This is a genomic window from Lipingzhangella rawalii, assembly GCF_031628175.1.
GTDB lineage: Bacteria > Actinomycetota > Actinomycetes > Streptosporangiales > Streptosporangiaceae > Lipingzhangella_A > Lipingzhangella_A rawalii.
In genome coordinates, this window is record NZ_JAVLVT010000006.1 from 1 (window position 1) to 13,913 (window position 13,913).

Annotated in this window: 13 protein-coding genes; 7 read left to right on the forward strand and 6 right to left on the reverse strand. The window is 66.5% G+C overall.

The window, feature by feature from the left end; genetic code table 11:
• The first annotated feature begins 393 nt into the window (after positions 1-393).
• Positions 394-1,227, forward strand: a complete 834-nt coding sequence (locus RIF23_RS13935; protein ID WP_310912963.1) for a helix-turn-helix domain-containing protein — start codon at positions 394-396, stop codon at positions 1,225-1,227.
• Between the two features lie 9 nt (positions 1,228-1,236).
• Positions 1,237-1,425: a DUF397 domain-containing protein gene (locus tag RIF23_RS13940; protein ID WP_310912964.1), complete on the forward strand. Its 189-nt coding sequence runs from the start codon at positions 1,237-1,239 to the stop codon at positions 1,423-1,425.
• Positions 1,426-1,491: 66 nt separating this feature from the next.
• On the opposite strand, the gene RIF23_RS13945 is transcribed toward RIF23_RS13940, so the two are convergent.
• Both RIF23_RS13945 and RIF23_RS13950 read right to left on the reverse strand, forming a co-directional pair.
• The gene (locus RIF23_RS13945) at positions 1,492-2,313 is read right to left on the reverse strand and encodes a methyltransferase domain-containing protein (protein ID WP_310912965.1); all 822 of its coding nucleotides are present in this window, start codon (positions 2,311-2,313) and stop codon (positions 1,492-1,494) included.
• Positions 2,310-2,438, reverse strand: coding sequence for a hypothetical protein (locus RIF23_RS13950; RefSeq protein WP_310912966.1), 129 nt, complete (start codon positions 2,436-2,438; stop codon positions 2,310-2,312). Before RIF23_RS13950 ends, RIF23_RS13945 begins: the two co-directional genes overlap by 4 nt.
• A gap of 761 nt (positions 2,439-3,199) precedes the next feature.
• Between RIF23_RS13950 and RIF23_RS13955 the strand changes: the two genes are divergently transcribed.
• On the forward strand, positions 3,200-3,691 hold the full coding sequence (locus RIF23_RS13955; protein WP_310912967.1) for a hypothetical protein: 492 nt from the start codon (positions 3,200-3,202) through the stop codon (positions 3,689-3,691).
• 14 nt (positions 3,692-3,705) lie between these two features.
• Positions 3,706-4,167: an SdpI family protein gene (locus RIF23_RS13960; RefSeq protein ID WP_310912968.1), complete on the forward strand. Its 462-nt coding sequence runs from the start codon at positions 3,706-3,708 to the stop codon at positions 4,165-4,167.
• 215 nt (positions 4,168-4,382) lie between these two features.
• Here the strand turns inward: RIF23_RS13960 and RIF23_RS13965 are convergent, their stop codons facing one another.
• The 4 genes from RIF23_RS13965 to RIF23_RS13980 form a co-directional block, all read right to left on the reverse strand.
• On the reverse strand, positions 4,383-5,096 hold the full coding sequence (locus RIF23_RS13965; protein WP_310912969.1) for a transposase family protein: 714 nt from the start codon (positions 5,094-5,096) through the stop codon (positions 4,383-4,385).
• Positions 5,097-5,445: 349 nt separating this feature from the next.
• The gene (locus RIF23_RS13970) at positions 5,446-6,276 is read right to left on the reverse strand and encodes a hypothetical protein (RefSeq protein WP_310912970.1); all 831 of its coding nucleotides are present in this window, start codon (positions 6,274-6,276) and stop codon (positions 5,446-5,448) included.
• 102 nt (positions 6,277-6,378) lie between these two features.
• A complete protein-coding gene (locus RIF23_RS13975) occupies positions 6,379-9,441 on the reverse strand; it encodes an AfsR/SARP family transcriptional regulator (RefSeq protein ID WP_310912971.1) in 3,063 nt (1,020 codons plus the stop codon).
• A 116-nt stretch (positions 9,442-9,557) separates the two neighbouring features.
• A complete protein-coding gene (locus tag RIF23_RS13980) occupies positions 9,558-9,791 on the reverse strand; it encodes a hypothetical protein (protein ID WP_310912972.1) in 234 nt (77 codons plus the stop codon).
• Positions 9,792-10,079: 288 nt separating this feature from the next.
• Here RIF23_RS13980 and RIF23_RS13985 point away from each other — a divergent pair, with 288 nt between their 5' ends.
• From RIF23_RS13985 to RIF23_RS13995, 3 genes are all read left to right on the forward strand, one after another.
• A complete protein-coding gene (locus tag RIF23_RS13985) occupies positions 10,080-12,155 on the forward strand; it encodes a heavy metal translocating P-type ATPase (RefSeq protein ID WP_310912973.1) in 2,076 nt (691 codons plus the stop codon).
• A 216-nt stretch (positions 12,156-12,371) separates the two neighbouring features.
• Positions 12,372-12,740 carry a hypothetical protein gene (locus RIF23_RS13990; RefSeq protein ID WP_310912974.1) on the forward strand — a complete coding sequence of 123 codons (369 nt, stop codon included), beginning with the start codon at positions 12,372-12,374 and terminating at the stop codon, positions 12,738-12,740.
• Between the two features lie 135 nt (positions 12,741-12,875).
• Positions 12,876-13,880 (forward strand): C40 family peptidase, encoded by a 1,005-nt coding sequence (locus tag RIF23_RS13995; RefSeq protein ID WP_310912975.1) that lies wholly within the window; start codon positions 12,876-12,878, stop codon positions 13,878-13,880.
• Positions 13,881-13,913: the final 33 nt, after the last annotated feature.

Below are 13,913 nucleotides of genomic sequence, written 5' to 3' on the forward strand. Positions count from 1 at the left end.
ACCGCTGCCGTCCCGGCGCTGTGCACACCATCCCCGGCAGACTCCTCCCCCCACCGAGGCGGCTCCGACGGAACACGAGACGCGGGCGGCAGCGCGCCCGGCACGGACCCACGACGGGTCAACCACGACAGACCCAACGTGGCGATCACAAACATCAGTAGACGCATGACCCCTCCTCAGGGGGACAGCCGGCTGGGAGGGCCGACCTCGGGAACAGGTGCCCTCCATGTTGCACCTGAAGTTTCAGATTTTCAATCGTTCATGAGAAGATGCTTCATCTTTGATGTCATCACCTTCGCAACGTCATGTCTGGAGTCTTCACCTATGAGTGGTTCGCGCAGGTCACAGCACACCCGTAACATTCGAAGTACAGACACCAGCGCAGGAGACACCATGGCTGAACAGCGACTGTCCATACGTCGCCGACGCTTGTCCGCAGAGCTGAAACGAGTTCGTCAGGACGCAGGTATGACCGTGGAGGACGTCGCGGCCGCAACCGAGTGGTCAGTGGGCAAGATCTCGAACATCGAGACCGGTGTTCGTCAGTTCCCGACTGTCATGGAGATCAAGGGGCTGCTCGACACCTACGGTGTTACCGAGGACCGTCGCCGGGAGGCGATCCTCGACCTGACACGCCAGGCCCGAGAACGCGGTTGGTGGTCCAAGTACTCTGATGTGTTCACCGATGAGTTCCCGGAGTTCGAGGCCGAAGCAACCAGCATCCATACCTACGAGTTGGCTCGGATCCCAGGGCTCCCCCAGACAGCGGGCTACGTCGAACTGTTGATGCGTGCCAGCCTCTACCGCTCCAACATCGACATCGAACGAGCGATCGAGACGCGACGCCAACGCCAGACTGTGCTGGAGCGACCAAGCGCCCCGGACCTGTGGGCAGTCATCGACGAAGCAGCACTGCGCCGCTTCCAGCCCGCCGAGACAGTGTTCCGGGACCAGGTTCAGCATCTGGTCGATGTCGCAGAGGCCGACAACACAGTGACACTTCAGGTTCTGCCGTTCGCATCCGGCATGCATGCTGCGCTTCAAGGACCCTTCGTGCTCATGCATTTCGCTGAGAACGTGAACCCCGTGGTCTACCTAGAAACCGATACCGATGGACTGTACCTAGAGGAGGAGGAAGTAGACCGGTATCGCAAGGTGTTCGATCATGTACGGACGTCCGCACGTCACCCAGAGGCATCGATTCAGATGCTCAAGGCCATGCTCTAGGAACTAACGATGAACCTATTCCCCAGTGACAACTTCCGGAAGTCGAGCTACTCCGACCGCAACAACTGCGTCGAGGTCGCCGACACACTAAACGCTTCCGCTGTGCGCGACAGCCAGTACCCCGACCACGCCGTGCTGGCCTTCCCCCGTACTGAATGGCGCGCGTTCCTGACCTCAGTCAAAGCCGAACGCCTCTGACCACCCACACATAAAGCTGCCCCCAACGACTCCGCGTCGGGGGCAGCACCTATTCCCACGGCTACTTTACCCCGCCGCATTGTCGGGGGCCAGACGCCACAGTCGGGGTGTTCCGGTGGTGTCTACGTTGATGCCAATCTGGTCGGCTGTGCCCTCGGCCTGCTGCGGCGCAGTTGTGACACTGTCGCTGCGCAGCGGCATGAAGTGCGCTTCGCCTAGACATGCCCCCTGGGCCGTGCCGTCGGCGTTCACCGCCAGCCGCGCGAGCGGTCCGGCCGGGTGGACCGTGTCTGCCAGCGGCGCGAGGATGATGCCGCCGGGGCAGGTCTGCTGTAGCCACGCGGGCGGGATGCTGGCCACGGAGGCCGTGGCGATGATCCGGTCATAGGGTGCCCCCGGCAGCCAGCCTTCGGCCCCGTCTCCGGTGACCACCGTGACGTGGCGCCCGTCGCGGACCAGCGCGGCCCGGGCACGGGTGGCTACCTCTGGGGTGACCTCCACACTGACCACGTGCCCGGATGGCCCAACCAGGTGGTCTACCAGTGCCGCGTTGTACCCGGTACCGGTGCCGATCTCCAGCACCCGCATACCCGGTTCCAGCTGGAGCGCGTCCAGCATGCGCGCCATGAGCCAGGGCGCCGTGCTGGACGACGTCGACTCGTAGCCGCGGCCGGTGGCGGGCTCCAGGATCTCGGCGGGGGCGCGCGGGTCGGGGGCGACCGCAGTCACCACCGGGGCGTCCTGGTCCACCTCGGCGCGCCACCGGTCGGGTTCCTCGTCACGATGTAGCGGGATCAGCCAGCCCGTGTTCTCGCTACGGACGTAGATCAAGCCCGGAATGTAGTGGGCACGATCAACGGCCGCCATCGCCTTGGATACGCTGCTCACTGCTGCTTGCCCGTCCCGCCGCAGCCCCAGCACGCCTCCCAGACAGTGTTGCCGTCATCGGACTTGTTCCAGCCGCCCTTGCCGCCACACACTCCGCAGTCGACCGGCTTCCCGTGCTTACCCATCGCGCGCTCCGGGGGTAGGGGATGTGGGGATACTGACCCAGACGTACCCACCGTGACCACAACGTCACCCACTGTCCGGAAGCGGCCAGACGCAGGACACCGAAGCGCCGGGCAGGCGGTGTCTTCGAACGGTAGCGCGTGACTGCGGGCGCGGGCAGTAGTTCGCCGGACCAGCGCTCAGCATCCCCTCTATGGATTTCCTAGATTTTTTCTAGTCGGCATCCCCCGTCGCCCCCCGCAAGACCCCGCGCGTCCGATCCGCTCACCTGCGCATACTTGAATGACTATGGTCGATGTTGTGTGGCTGCTGGTTTTGCATACCAGAGGTCACGGGGTCGACTCCCCTTGGCTCCACAAGTGAAGATGCAGGTCAGGCGATTACTCTCGTTCGGCGACAGAGGGGGTGACCGCCTTTTTCGTGTCTGTGGGAGACGTTTGGGAGATGATCGTGGCGTGCGCCTCCCGCAGTTGGGCATCCCGCACTCCCGCTACGGCCGGGGAGAGGCTAGCGGGAGCGCGAAGTGCGTTCTCCACCCGGTCGGCCAACGACTCGCACAGCTCAGTCCGCATCCGCGACGTGATGTGGGTGTAGACGGCATCGATTCTCCCGAGCTGGGGCTCTCCGCGCACGCGGGGGGATGGTGGTGTCGGGTTCTTGTTCCCCCATTTGCTGTGTGGCGCCCCCATCGGGTTTCCGTGGCCCCCATGATCTGGGAATGGGCCCCGAGTGGCCACAGCCCCCTGGGTCGACCGGGGTTCACGTGGCCAACGCAATTGCCTTGACTCTCATCTGGATTCAGGTGTGCTTCATCTACTTCCATTCCAGTGTCGGGAAACTTGCGGTCACCTCATGGAGGGACGGAACATCGGTCTGGTATTGGGTGCTGCACTCATCCTTCGGCGTCCCGGATCATCTGAGACCGCTGGTGGAGTGGCTTCTGATCAGCGGCCCGGTGCTCGCTGCGGTGACCCGGGGAACACTATTGGTGGAATTCCTGACCGCGTGTTGTCTGTTCGGGGGCCACAGGTTGAGATACGTAGCGTTGGTGGCGGGAATTATCCTGCACACGCTGATCGCTCTCGTGATCGGACTCCCCGGTTTTTCCCTCATCATGTTCGGGGCATTGATCCTTTATTCGGTACGACCGGGCGGCCCACTGCCTCGCTGGGTACCCGCTAAGCTACTCGTTCGACAGGGGTCGGATACGTTTCCGGACGGGAAAGACCATCGCCAGGAGGTCGTCACACAATGAAGGAAGGTGGAAGTGTGAACTCCAGGAATCTCGCTGACACGTCCGGCGACCTCGTTGTCGCAGCGTCCGAGCCGCTTACGGGGGGTGCACTTGTATGGACCTCGTTCGTGATCTTGGTGACTGCGGGCCTGCTCTTGGTCGCTGCCTATACCGGAGCCAAAGGGAAACTGCACCCCAACCCTCTCTTCGGCATCCGAACCGATCTGACCTTAAGCGATGACGAAGCGTGGTACGAGGTCCAGCGAAAGTCCGCTCCCTGGATGGCAGCCGCAGGCACCGCAACAGCGGTCGGTGGAGTTTCCCTCATCCTGGTCAACGATGGGGATATGCAGATGATCATGTTGCTCGCCTCCCTGGCAGTCTGCGTGACGCTGGTCATTGCGGGTGCGCTCATGAGTTCGAGAGCTGTGCGTGATGAACGGGCACGACGCGACCGCACTACGGACGAAAACCACTCCGAGCGAGGGGAGGAGTGACGTCACTCGGTGCAGGCCGACTCTCGCTTATCGCTCCCAGACTGTGGCCGTGATAGTATCTCCCTTCTCTCTCGAACGGGTGGTCCGCAGTGGTAGGCCGCCTCCTCAGCAGGGAAAATATTCCAGCTACTGGCCTGTTCCTCTATGACCGCGATTGTGGCTTCTGCCAGCGCTCGGTGGACTTCGCCAAACATCGGGCGCACAGTCAGGTGATCTCAGCGAGTTTGTTTTTCGAATTTGTGTAGGGCCAGGGCGGCTTTGACCAGCTCGTCGATTCGGGTGGGACGTTTGGTGGTGTGGCGCAGCAGCCGCCACCGCTCTACGAGCAGGGTCATCGCCCGTTCGCCGATACTGCGCATGGAGCGCAGTGCCAGGTTGGCCGGCCTTGTTATCGGCGTTATCGGCGCTGAAGCGTTCTCGTGTGACGTGTCCGAGGCGATTGACGGGCACGTGCACGCCGCGGCACCGGCTCCTTCATAGCCCAAATCCGCCAGGACGACCAGTCCGTTCTGTGCTGCCCGAGGCAGGAGCGGGAGCGCGTGCAGGCGGGCCGCGGTGATATCGAAGACGGGTCCGGGCTCGGCTGCGGAGACCCACACGGGTTCTCCATCAGCATCGGCGATGAACTGCACGTTGCCTCCGTGACGGTGTTTGTGGCCGCTGTACCACAGGTCGACGCTGTCATCGTCGGGTTTGCGCTCGGCGCAGCGGTCGCTGTCGAAGAGTGTGCCGTCCAGAATCACCCGTGCGCTGTCGCGGCGGGAGTGGTGGAGGGCGTTTTCCAGGTCGGGGGCATTGCGGGACAGCACGTCGATGCTGTCGTCGACGTAGCGGTCGGCGGTGCAGCGCCCGATCCCGGCCGTCGCGGGCCAGCATCGCGGGGCTGGTGGCGTCGCGGTCGTGGCGCAGCACCACGACGGCCTGGCCAAAGCAGGTCAAGGCGCGGCTGCCGGTGGGGGTGCGGCGCTGGGCGCCCTCCGCCGCACGACGGCCAGCGGGAAGCTTGGGCCGCCGCGCACCCACTCAGGCGGCCCGAACCCCCGGGCTTGGGCGCCTGTGGGGGCGCCGGGATCTATGGTGCTGCCATGGTCGAACGCTGACGGATGTCGTGTCGTGGATCGCGTTGGTGACCGGTTCACTGACCACCAGCTGGGCAACAGCGAGGGTCTCGCCGTCGGTGTTTTCCAGAAGTCCGGGCGGCGCCGCTGGCGTACAGCGGGCTCTGGGGACTCCGAACAGTCTGGGGCCACCGACAGCTGCCGGCGGCCCCAGGCACACCTACTCCGCGCTTGGCTCCGCAGCGCCCGCGCCCGGACGACGTCGGGCCATCAACCAGACTGCCGTACCCCCACCGAGGGCGAGCACCGCAGCGGCAATAAGCCCCCCGAGTTCCGCACCGGTCACCGGAAGGGAATCACTGGCCCCCGTACCATCCTCTGCGGCACTGTCCTGCGCACCCGGATCCGACTTCTCGTCCGCCGGCTCGTCCTCGCCCCCCGCGGCTGGCCCCTCACCATCCTCAGGCGGGGTGGTCTCTTCCCCACCATCCGGCGGGGTGGTTTCCCCGCCCTCTTCGGGCGGCGGGGTGGTCTCTTCCCCATCATCCGGCGGGGTGGTCTCCTCGCCCTCTTCGGGCGGCGGGGTGGTTTCCCCGCCGTCATCGTCGCACTCCACCCAGAACACCTTGTGCTTGCCGGCCCCGCGCTGACCTTCGAAGTTCCAGATCAGGCGGTAGTGGCCGTCGTCCAGTCCCAGGTCCTCGGTGCGGCCGTGCCCGTCGTCGTCCAGCGTCAACTCGCCGGCCAGAACCTCCGTGCGGTCACCGGTGGGCGGCCAGGACAGGATCTGCCACTCGATCTCCTGGCCGGGATCGAACTGGGAACCAGCGAGATAGAAGTCGCACACACGTGGTTCGTTGCGCGGATCCTCGGCCGGTGTGTCCACGTCATGAACCTTGACCGTGCCGTTGTCGCCGGGCGGCCCGGGGTTGGCCTGGGCGGGAGCGGCCAGGAACAGGCCGCTCGCTGCTGTGGCCAGGACAGTGCCCACGGCTAGCACAGAACGCGGTGGGCGGGGGCGCGTCACGGCGCCGCTGGGTCGAGGGAACATGGGGGAACTCCTGGAATGATCGGACGGAACGTCCATGACCCTAGCGCCTCGGATCACCGGACACGATGCCGACATATTGCGTTCACATAACAAGATCCCTGGTCACGGAATCGTCCCTGGAGGGGTCGCCGTGCCTGATTCCCGGCCTGCGCGGCGGTTCAATTCCTCGATTCGGGTGACCTCGGGGACGCCAAGTTCTGTGAGGATCTCGGCCGCCCCGCGGAGGTGCGTGTCCCGGCCGGCAGTGTCTCCACCATGGTGGGCCAGTTCCGCCAGTCCCAGGAGTGCCCGCCCCTCGGTGTATCGTTCGGTTCGTTCCCGCGCGAGCGACAGCGCGGTGGTGTAGGCATGGCGGGCGTCCCCGTGGGCGTGCACCCGCATGAGTGTTTCCCCAAGGTCGACCTGGATACCTGCCTCGGGGTCGCGGTTTCCCTTGTGGTGAGCGAGTTCGAGCGCGGAGAAGTGGCTGGTCACCGCGGCGTCGAGGTGGCCGGCCTCGCGCAGGATGACCGCACGTTTGTTCCTGGTGTACACGAGGCCGGTCGTGTCTCCGAGCTCTTCGAACAGGTCCAGGGCTTGGCGTATCTGGTCCTGCGCGGTCGTGAGGTCTCCCCGTCGGGCGTGCACGAGCGCCAACGTACGCAGGGCCGATGCGCGACGGTGTGGAAGGTGGGCGTTCCGGCACAGGTCCAGCACGGTCGCACACTCGGCGGCGGCGTGGTCGGAGTCGCCGAGGATGTGCCGTACCAGGGCGATGTTGGTCCGCTGTAGAGCTTCCAGTTCGGTGTCCGAACGTTCGATCGCGTATTCGAGCACCTGGCTGAAGGAGTGCAGGGCCGCGGCGAACCTCCCCATGCGTTCGTCAACCATGCCGAGGTTCGCTGTTGCCCGCATCTCGCCCACGCGGTCGTTCAGTTGAACGAAGCGGTCCTTGGCCTCGGCCAACATTCTGCGGGCGAGGGCGAACCGGCCCGCCAGACAGTTGGCGATTCCGAGTCCCACCAGGGTCACGGAGATTCCGGTGTCATCGCCTTCGGAGCGGGAGGCGGACAACGCCTTCTCGTGGGTGGACAGCCAGGGGTCGAGGTTGCCGTGGGCGGCGTAATACCGTCCCAGGCCGTCGGTGAGCTGCCAGGCCGCGGTTCCGGCTCCACGCTCGGTGAAATGGTCCACGGTGGCGACCAGATTCGCCGCGTGCGCGTCGAACCAGGCGAGCGCGTCCGCCCGGCTGTTCCAACGGTCGTCGACATTCCCGTCGGTCAGGGCCTCGTGTGCCGGGGGGCCGATCCAGTGGGCGGCCCGTCGTGCGGTGCTGCGATAGTGCTGCGCCAGTCGCTCCCGCGCCCGGTCGACCGTGGCGGCGGAAAGGATGTCGTCTCCCCGGTGTCGGGCGAACACGGCGATGAGGTCGTGGAATCGAAACATGCCCGGGCTGGGCTCTTCGAGGAGACATGCGCGTACCAGCTCCTCCAGGATGTCCTCGGCGGAGTCCACTTCCTGGTTCAGCAGCGCCGCGGCGGCATGGCTGTCGATACTGGACCCCAGCATCCGGCCCAGGAGCAGAAAGGCCTGCTGTTGATCGGCCCGGAGCTGCCGGTAGGAAACCTCGAATGCGCCGGAGACACTCTGGCCCCGGACGCGTAGTTCGGAGAGGCGTCGTTCCTCCCGGCGCAGCCGGTCTTCGAGCTCGGCGAAGGTCCACTTCGGCCGGGCGATCATCCTGGCACCAACGATGCGCAGTGCCAGGGGTAGGCCCGCGCAGAGCTCGGCGACCCCGCGGACGGACGCGGGGTCGGCACGGACGCGTTCGGGACCGACGATAGAGCGGAGGAGCTCCACCGACTCGTCCACGTTCAGTGCGCTCAGGAATACGGTGTGCGACCCGGTGAGGAACGACAGGTCGCACCGGCTGGTCACCAGGGTCAGGGATTCGTTCGTTGCTGGTAGCAGAGGTGTGAGCTGTTCCGTGTCTGCCACGTTGTCCAGAACCAGGAGAAGCCGACACCCGGCGACCAGGGAGCGCCAGAGTGCCGCACGTTCCTCGGTGCGCTCCGGCATGTTGCCCGCGGTCACCCTGCTGGCCCGGAGAAGCATCCCCAGGGCGGCCCGGGGGGACAGGGGAGGCCGGTGCGTGCTGTGACCGTGCAGATCCAAGAACAGTTGGCCATCCGGGTACGTGCCGACCAGCCGGTGTGCCACATGGGTTGCCAGGCTGGTCTTGCCGATTCCGCCGGGTCCGGTGATGGCGCACAGGCCGGGACCGTCGGCGTATGCCGCCGCACGTACCTGTGCCGCGTCGTGTTCCCGTGCGGTGAAGTCGGCGACTTCGCGCGGCAGGTCATTGCGCCAGGTCCGGGGGGTGGATGGTGCGGCTGCTGCACCGGGGGTGCTGTGGCTTCCGGTGTCCTGCCCGGTTGGGGTCACCGTGGCCAGGCCGACTGCGGTGGTCTGCTCGGAATCGGCGAGGATCTCCTGGTGGAGTTCGGAAACCTCGGGGCTGGGGTCCACACCGAGTTCGGTGGCCAGGTGCTGCTGTAGTTCGTGGTAGACGGCGAGCGCCCGCGCTCGGTGGCCTTCGGTGAACAGGGCTCGGATCAGCAGGTAGGCGAGCCGTTCCCGGAGGGGATCCTCCCGGACCCACGCGGGCAGGACGGTGATGAGTTCGGAGGCGTGCCCCTGGTGCAAAGCCGCCTCCGCCCACTGGAGGCGCGTGTCCCAGCGTTCCTCAAGCAGTGGAAGCGCGACCGTGTACCACAGTCGTGCAGAGCCGAGGTCCTGCAACGGCGTGCCCGTCCAACAGTCCAGGGCCTGGCGCCACAGCGGGAGTGCCTCCCGGACGGGGGCCGCTCGGGCCGCGGCCACCAGCCGGCGGTAGCGATGCAGGTCCACCCGCTCTGGATCCACCTCAGCCCGGTATCCCCCAGAGCTTGTCTGGATCACCCCCGGAACAGCCTTGCGCAGGTGGGAGACCTGGACCTGGATGATGGCCCGCGCCGTGCGTGGGGGGTCCTCCCCCCACAGGAGCTCAACGAGGCGGTCCACGGGGACGCTCGTGTTGAGTTCAACGAGCAGCACACCCAGCACGCAGCGCTGTCGCGGACCGCCGAGCGGGACCGTCGTTCCGGGCAGCGACGCCGAAACCGGGCCGAGGACGGTGAAATCCACAACGGGACGTTACCAGCAGGGGCATCGCCCGATACAGCACAGTGGTGCTGCGGTGGTGTTGTGTCCGTGCTCCCCTTCCCCGAGCACGGACACAACACGTGTAGCGCCCGTTCGGATCAACGGCCGCCGGAGGCGTTGGTGTTCTCGTCCTCCGGGTGTTCCGTATTCTCGCGATCCTCGCGATCCTCGCGGGGCTCCTCCGGCGCGGGGGTGGGTTCACCCGGAACGGGCTGACGCCACGGTTCGGTCAGCATCGGAGCGCACACACGGGCCGTGACCTCCAGTCCGGCGACAGGCACCTCCAGTTCGTGGTCACCCTGTCGCACGCCGTCCATGACCGTGGTCCCCACGGATACCTCCTCGATGCCGTCGCCGTCCTCTGGCGACTACCCGGGCCCGAATGTGCGTGCTGGCCGGAGCTTCTCCGGTCAGCTACGAGCCCCCGCACACAGGCCGGCCCCGCGGTCCGTCCTACCGGGGTACCGATCCTGCGGACTCGTCACCCTAGACCGGGGTTCTTTCAGTTCGCTTTCACTCATGTGTGGCTGGGGATCTTTCGACGCGCGGGCTTCACCATTGACTCTATATACCCTTAGGGGGTATATAGAGGAGAAGGGACCCACGAAGACGGGATGACCATGGATCCGCACGACCACTCGCCAGCCGAAGCGACAGCCCCGGAACCCGGCACCCCACACGGGACACACCACAACTCCGTTGACGAGCACGGACCACACACCGGACACAACGGCCACGGCGACCATGCAGCCGTGTTTCGCCTCCGGTTCTGGTGGAGCCTGCTGCTGGCCATACCGGTGGTCGCCACCAGCCCGATGATCGCCGGCTGGCTCGGCTACCCCGTCCCGACCGAGCTGGCCTGGATCCCGCCGACGCTGGGCACGGTGGTGTTCCTCTGGGGCGGCTGGCCCTTCCTCAGCGGAGCCGCCAGCGAACTGCGCTCCCGGACGCCGGGAATGATGACCTTGGTGTCCCTGGCCATCACCGTTGCCTTCGTGGCCAGCTCCCTCAGTGTTCTCGGAGTCGTCGGCCCCCATCTGGACTTCTGGTGGGAACTGGTTCTGCTTGTCGTCATCATGCTGTTGGGGCACTGGCTGGAGATGCGCGCCCTGGGACAGGCCTCGGGCGCGTTGGACGCTCTCGCCGAACTGCTTCCGGACACCGCAGAGCGTGTCGCCGCGGACGGTACGGTGACCCAGATCGGAGTCGGCGACCTGGCCGTGGGGGACACCGTGCTGGTGCGCTCTGGAGGGCGTGTCCCCGCGGACGGCACCATCGTTGCCGGAACCGCAGCCATGGACGAATCCATGATCACCGGGGAGTCCCGCACCGTGTCCCGCACGGGCGGGGACCGTGTCGTCGCCGGAACCGTGGCCACCGACTCCTCCGTACGACTCCGGGTGGACGCCCTCGGCTCGGACACCACCCTCGCCGGAATTCGCCGCCTCGTGTCCGACGCTCAGGAATCCCGGTCCCGCGCCCAGGCGCTGGCCGACCGTGCCGCCGCCTGGCTGTTCTGGATCGCGCTCAGCGCGGGCACGGTCACCTTCGTGGTCTGGGCTGCCCTCGGCGATCTCCTGATGGCCGTCGAACGCACGGTGACGGTTCTGGTCATCTCCTGCCCCCACGCTCTCGGCCTGGCCATCCCCCTGGTCATCGCAATCTCCACAAGCAAATCGGCCCGCTCGGGAATCCTGGTCAAGGATCGGATGGCGTTGGAACGCACCCGCGTGGTCGACACCGTGCTCTTCGACAAGACCGGCACCCTCACCAGGGGCAGCCCCGCGGTCACCGAGGTGGCCACGGTGACCGGCTGGACGGAGTCGCAGGCGCTGTCCCTCGCGGGTGCGGCCGAATCCGACTCCGAACACCCCCTGGCCCGGGCGATCGTGCGCCGGGCCGAGGAGACAGGTGAACTCCCCACCGCCACGGACTTCCGCTCCTTCACCGGGCGCGGAATCGCGGCACAGGTGGGTGAGCACGAGGTACGTGTCGGAGGTCCCGCCCTACTGACCGAGACGGGGCTGTCCGAACCCCCACCACTGGCGACACAGACCCGACAGTGGCGCGAACAGGGGGCATCCGTGCTGCACGTGGTCGTGGACGGCACCGTCATCGCCGCTCTCGCCCTCGCGGACGAGATCCGCGCGGAGTCCGCGGCAGCGGTTGCGGAGCTGCACCGGCAGGGGGTCCGGGTCGCCATGGTCACGGGGGACGCCCGCTCGGTCGCCGACACGGTGGCCGCCCGCCTCGGACTCGACGAGGTTTTCGCAGAAGTTCGCCCCGAACAGAAGGACCAGGTGGTCCGCGATCTTCAGGATCGGGGCCACATCGTGGCGATGGTCGGCGACGGGGTGAACGACGCACCGGCACTGGCCCGCGCGGACGTCGGTATCGCGATCGGTGCCGGAACAGACGTGGCGATCGAATCGGCCGGGGTCGTCCTCGCCTCCGACGACCCCCGCGGTGTGCTCTCGGTGCGCACGCTCTCGACGGCGGGCTACCGCAAGATGGTGCAGAATCTCGCGTGGGCCGCGGGCTACAACCTGGTGGCGATCCCGCTGGCCGCCGGAGTACTCGCACCAATCGGCTTTGTTCTTCCCATGGCGGTCGGTGCGATCGCGATGAGTCTGTCCACGATCGTGGTCGCGCTCAACGCGCAACTGCTCCGCCGGGTCGACCTCACACCCCACTAGGAATCGGCGCATCGAGAGTGCTGTCGATCTCCCGTTCGGGCTAGGCTGTGGGGTGTCCGCACCGACTCCCGTAACAACAGCCGGATCCGGGAGTCCCCAGAGGGTCTCGGCGTTTCGACGCCGGGATCCTCGTTGCGGTTCTGTGGCCGTGTCCGCCAGGCTCCGCTATTCTTACCCGCGATGTCGGTGTTGTCTTCCCTGCCCCAAGCAGCCCGAATGCGTGCGCTGCTCGCTCTGGGCATGCTCATGGTCATTCTGGCCTGCCTCGTTGGCCATTCGGCCACGGCACACGCCGCCGCGCCGCCGCATAGTACCGACTCGGCGGCCACCGAGTGCCCCACCGACACCTCCGGAACACAGTCCGGCCAGGACGACGAGCATCCCTGCGCCGAGACGACCGAGGCCAGCGCCGACACCCGCACGAACGTACCGCTACCGTTGCACGTCGCCGTGGTCGGTGCCGTTGGTCTGCTGAGCCTGTGGCTGGCGGTGCCGCAACGCGGCGTCGCCTTCCGGCGCAAACGACACCGTCGAACCCGAACCGGTGTACAGACACTGGTCGAGCTCTGCGTGCGCCGCGTCTAGATTCCACTCCCCATCCGCACCCCGACACGTGTGTCCCACGTGTTCGCGAGCGCCCCGTCGGCACACGACGGCCTGCCGTCTCGCCCACGCCCCTGGCGTCCCCAGTACAGCGTTATGTGGATATGTGGAGTTGTCGTGTCTCAGCCAAAACAGCACAACCGTCGGAATAAGCGCAGCTTCACGGCGAGCCTGAGCGTCGCCGCGGCGGGCGGGATCCTGATCCCGAACGGAGTCGCCCACGCGGATCCGGAACCCACCGAGGAGGAGGTTCAGGACCGCATCGAAGAACTCAGCGAGGAGATCAGCGACCTCGTTGAGGAGTACAACGTTGCGGAGGAGGACCTGGACTCCGCCGAAAGCCGACTCGACGAGGTCGAGGAACAGATCGAATCGGAGGAGAACAACTACGACGAACTACGCGAGTCCGTGGTTCACCTCGCCAGTTCCGCCTACCAGGGAAGTGATCTCGAATCCCCCACCACGGCCTTGGCGGTGGATGACCCTGCGGACCTGATCGAGCAGGCCGACGACCTCGACTACCTCTCGGAGAACCGCTCCGCCCTGCTCGAGGAGTACGTGGGATCGGCCGAGCGACTCGAAGGGCTGCGTGCGGACGCCGACACCGAGTACGAGGAGGCTCAGGAACACCTGGACGAGCTCGCGGAACAGCGGGAGGAGATCGAGGAGGCCCTGGCGGAGCAGGAGGCACTCCTCGCCGACTTCGAGGGGGACAACCCGACCACGGGCGACGCATCCCAGGGAGCCAGCTACGACGGAGACGCCTCCGGCAACGCCCGGACCGCTCTGGACTTCGCGTACGCCCAGGTGGGCACGCCCTACCAGTGGGGTGGCACCGGCCCCGACGGCTACGACTGCTCGGGACTGATGCAAACGTCCTGGGCCCAGGCAGGAGTGAGTATCCCCCGCACCACCGGACAGCAGTACCAGATGCCCAACCGCGTGTCCCGCGGTCAGCTACGGCCCGGAGACATCATGTTCTTCTACGAGGGCATCAGCCACAACGGCATGTACGCCGGCGACGGCCAGATGGTGCACTCCCCCAGCAGTGGTCGCCACGTCGAGGTCGTCAACCTCGCCGACTACTGGGACCAACACTTCCAGGGGGCCGTGCGTCCCTGACGGACACCGGGTGCGGCACCTGCCCGGGGCGCC

Coding starts and splice junctions, on each gene's coding strand:
- RIF23_RS13970 (WP_310912970.1), bottom strand. CDS start 6,276: ATGTTCCCTCGACCCAGCGGCGCCGTGACGCGCCCCCGCCCACCGCGT.
- RIF23_RS13985 (WP_310912973.1), top strand. CDS start 10,080: ATGGATCCGCACGACCACTCGCCAGCCGAAGCGACAGCCCCGGAACCC.
- RIF23_RS13950 (WP_310912966.1), bottom strand. CDS start 2,438: ATGGGTAAGCACGGGAAGCCGGTCGACTGCGGAGTGTGTGGCGGCAAG.
- RIF23_RS13935 (WP_310912963.1), top strand. CDS start 394: ATGGCTGAACAGCGACTGTCCATACGTCGCCGACGCTTGTCCGCAGAG.
- RIF23_RS13990 (WP_310912974.1), top strand. CDS start 12,372: ATGCGTGCGCTGCTCGCTCTGGGCATGCTCATGGTCATTCTGGCCTGC.
- RIF23_RS13940 (WP_310912964.1), top strand. CDS start 1,237: ATGAACCTATTCCCCAGTGACAACTTCCGGAAGTCGAGCTACTCCGAC.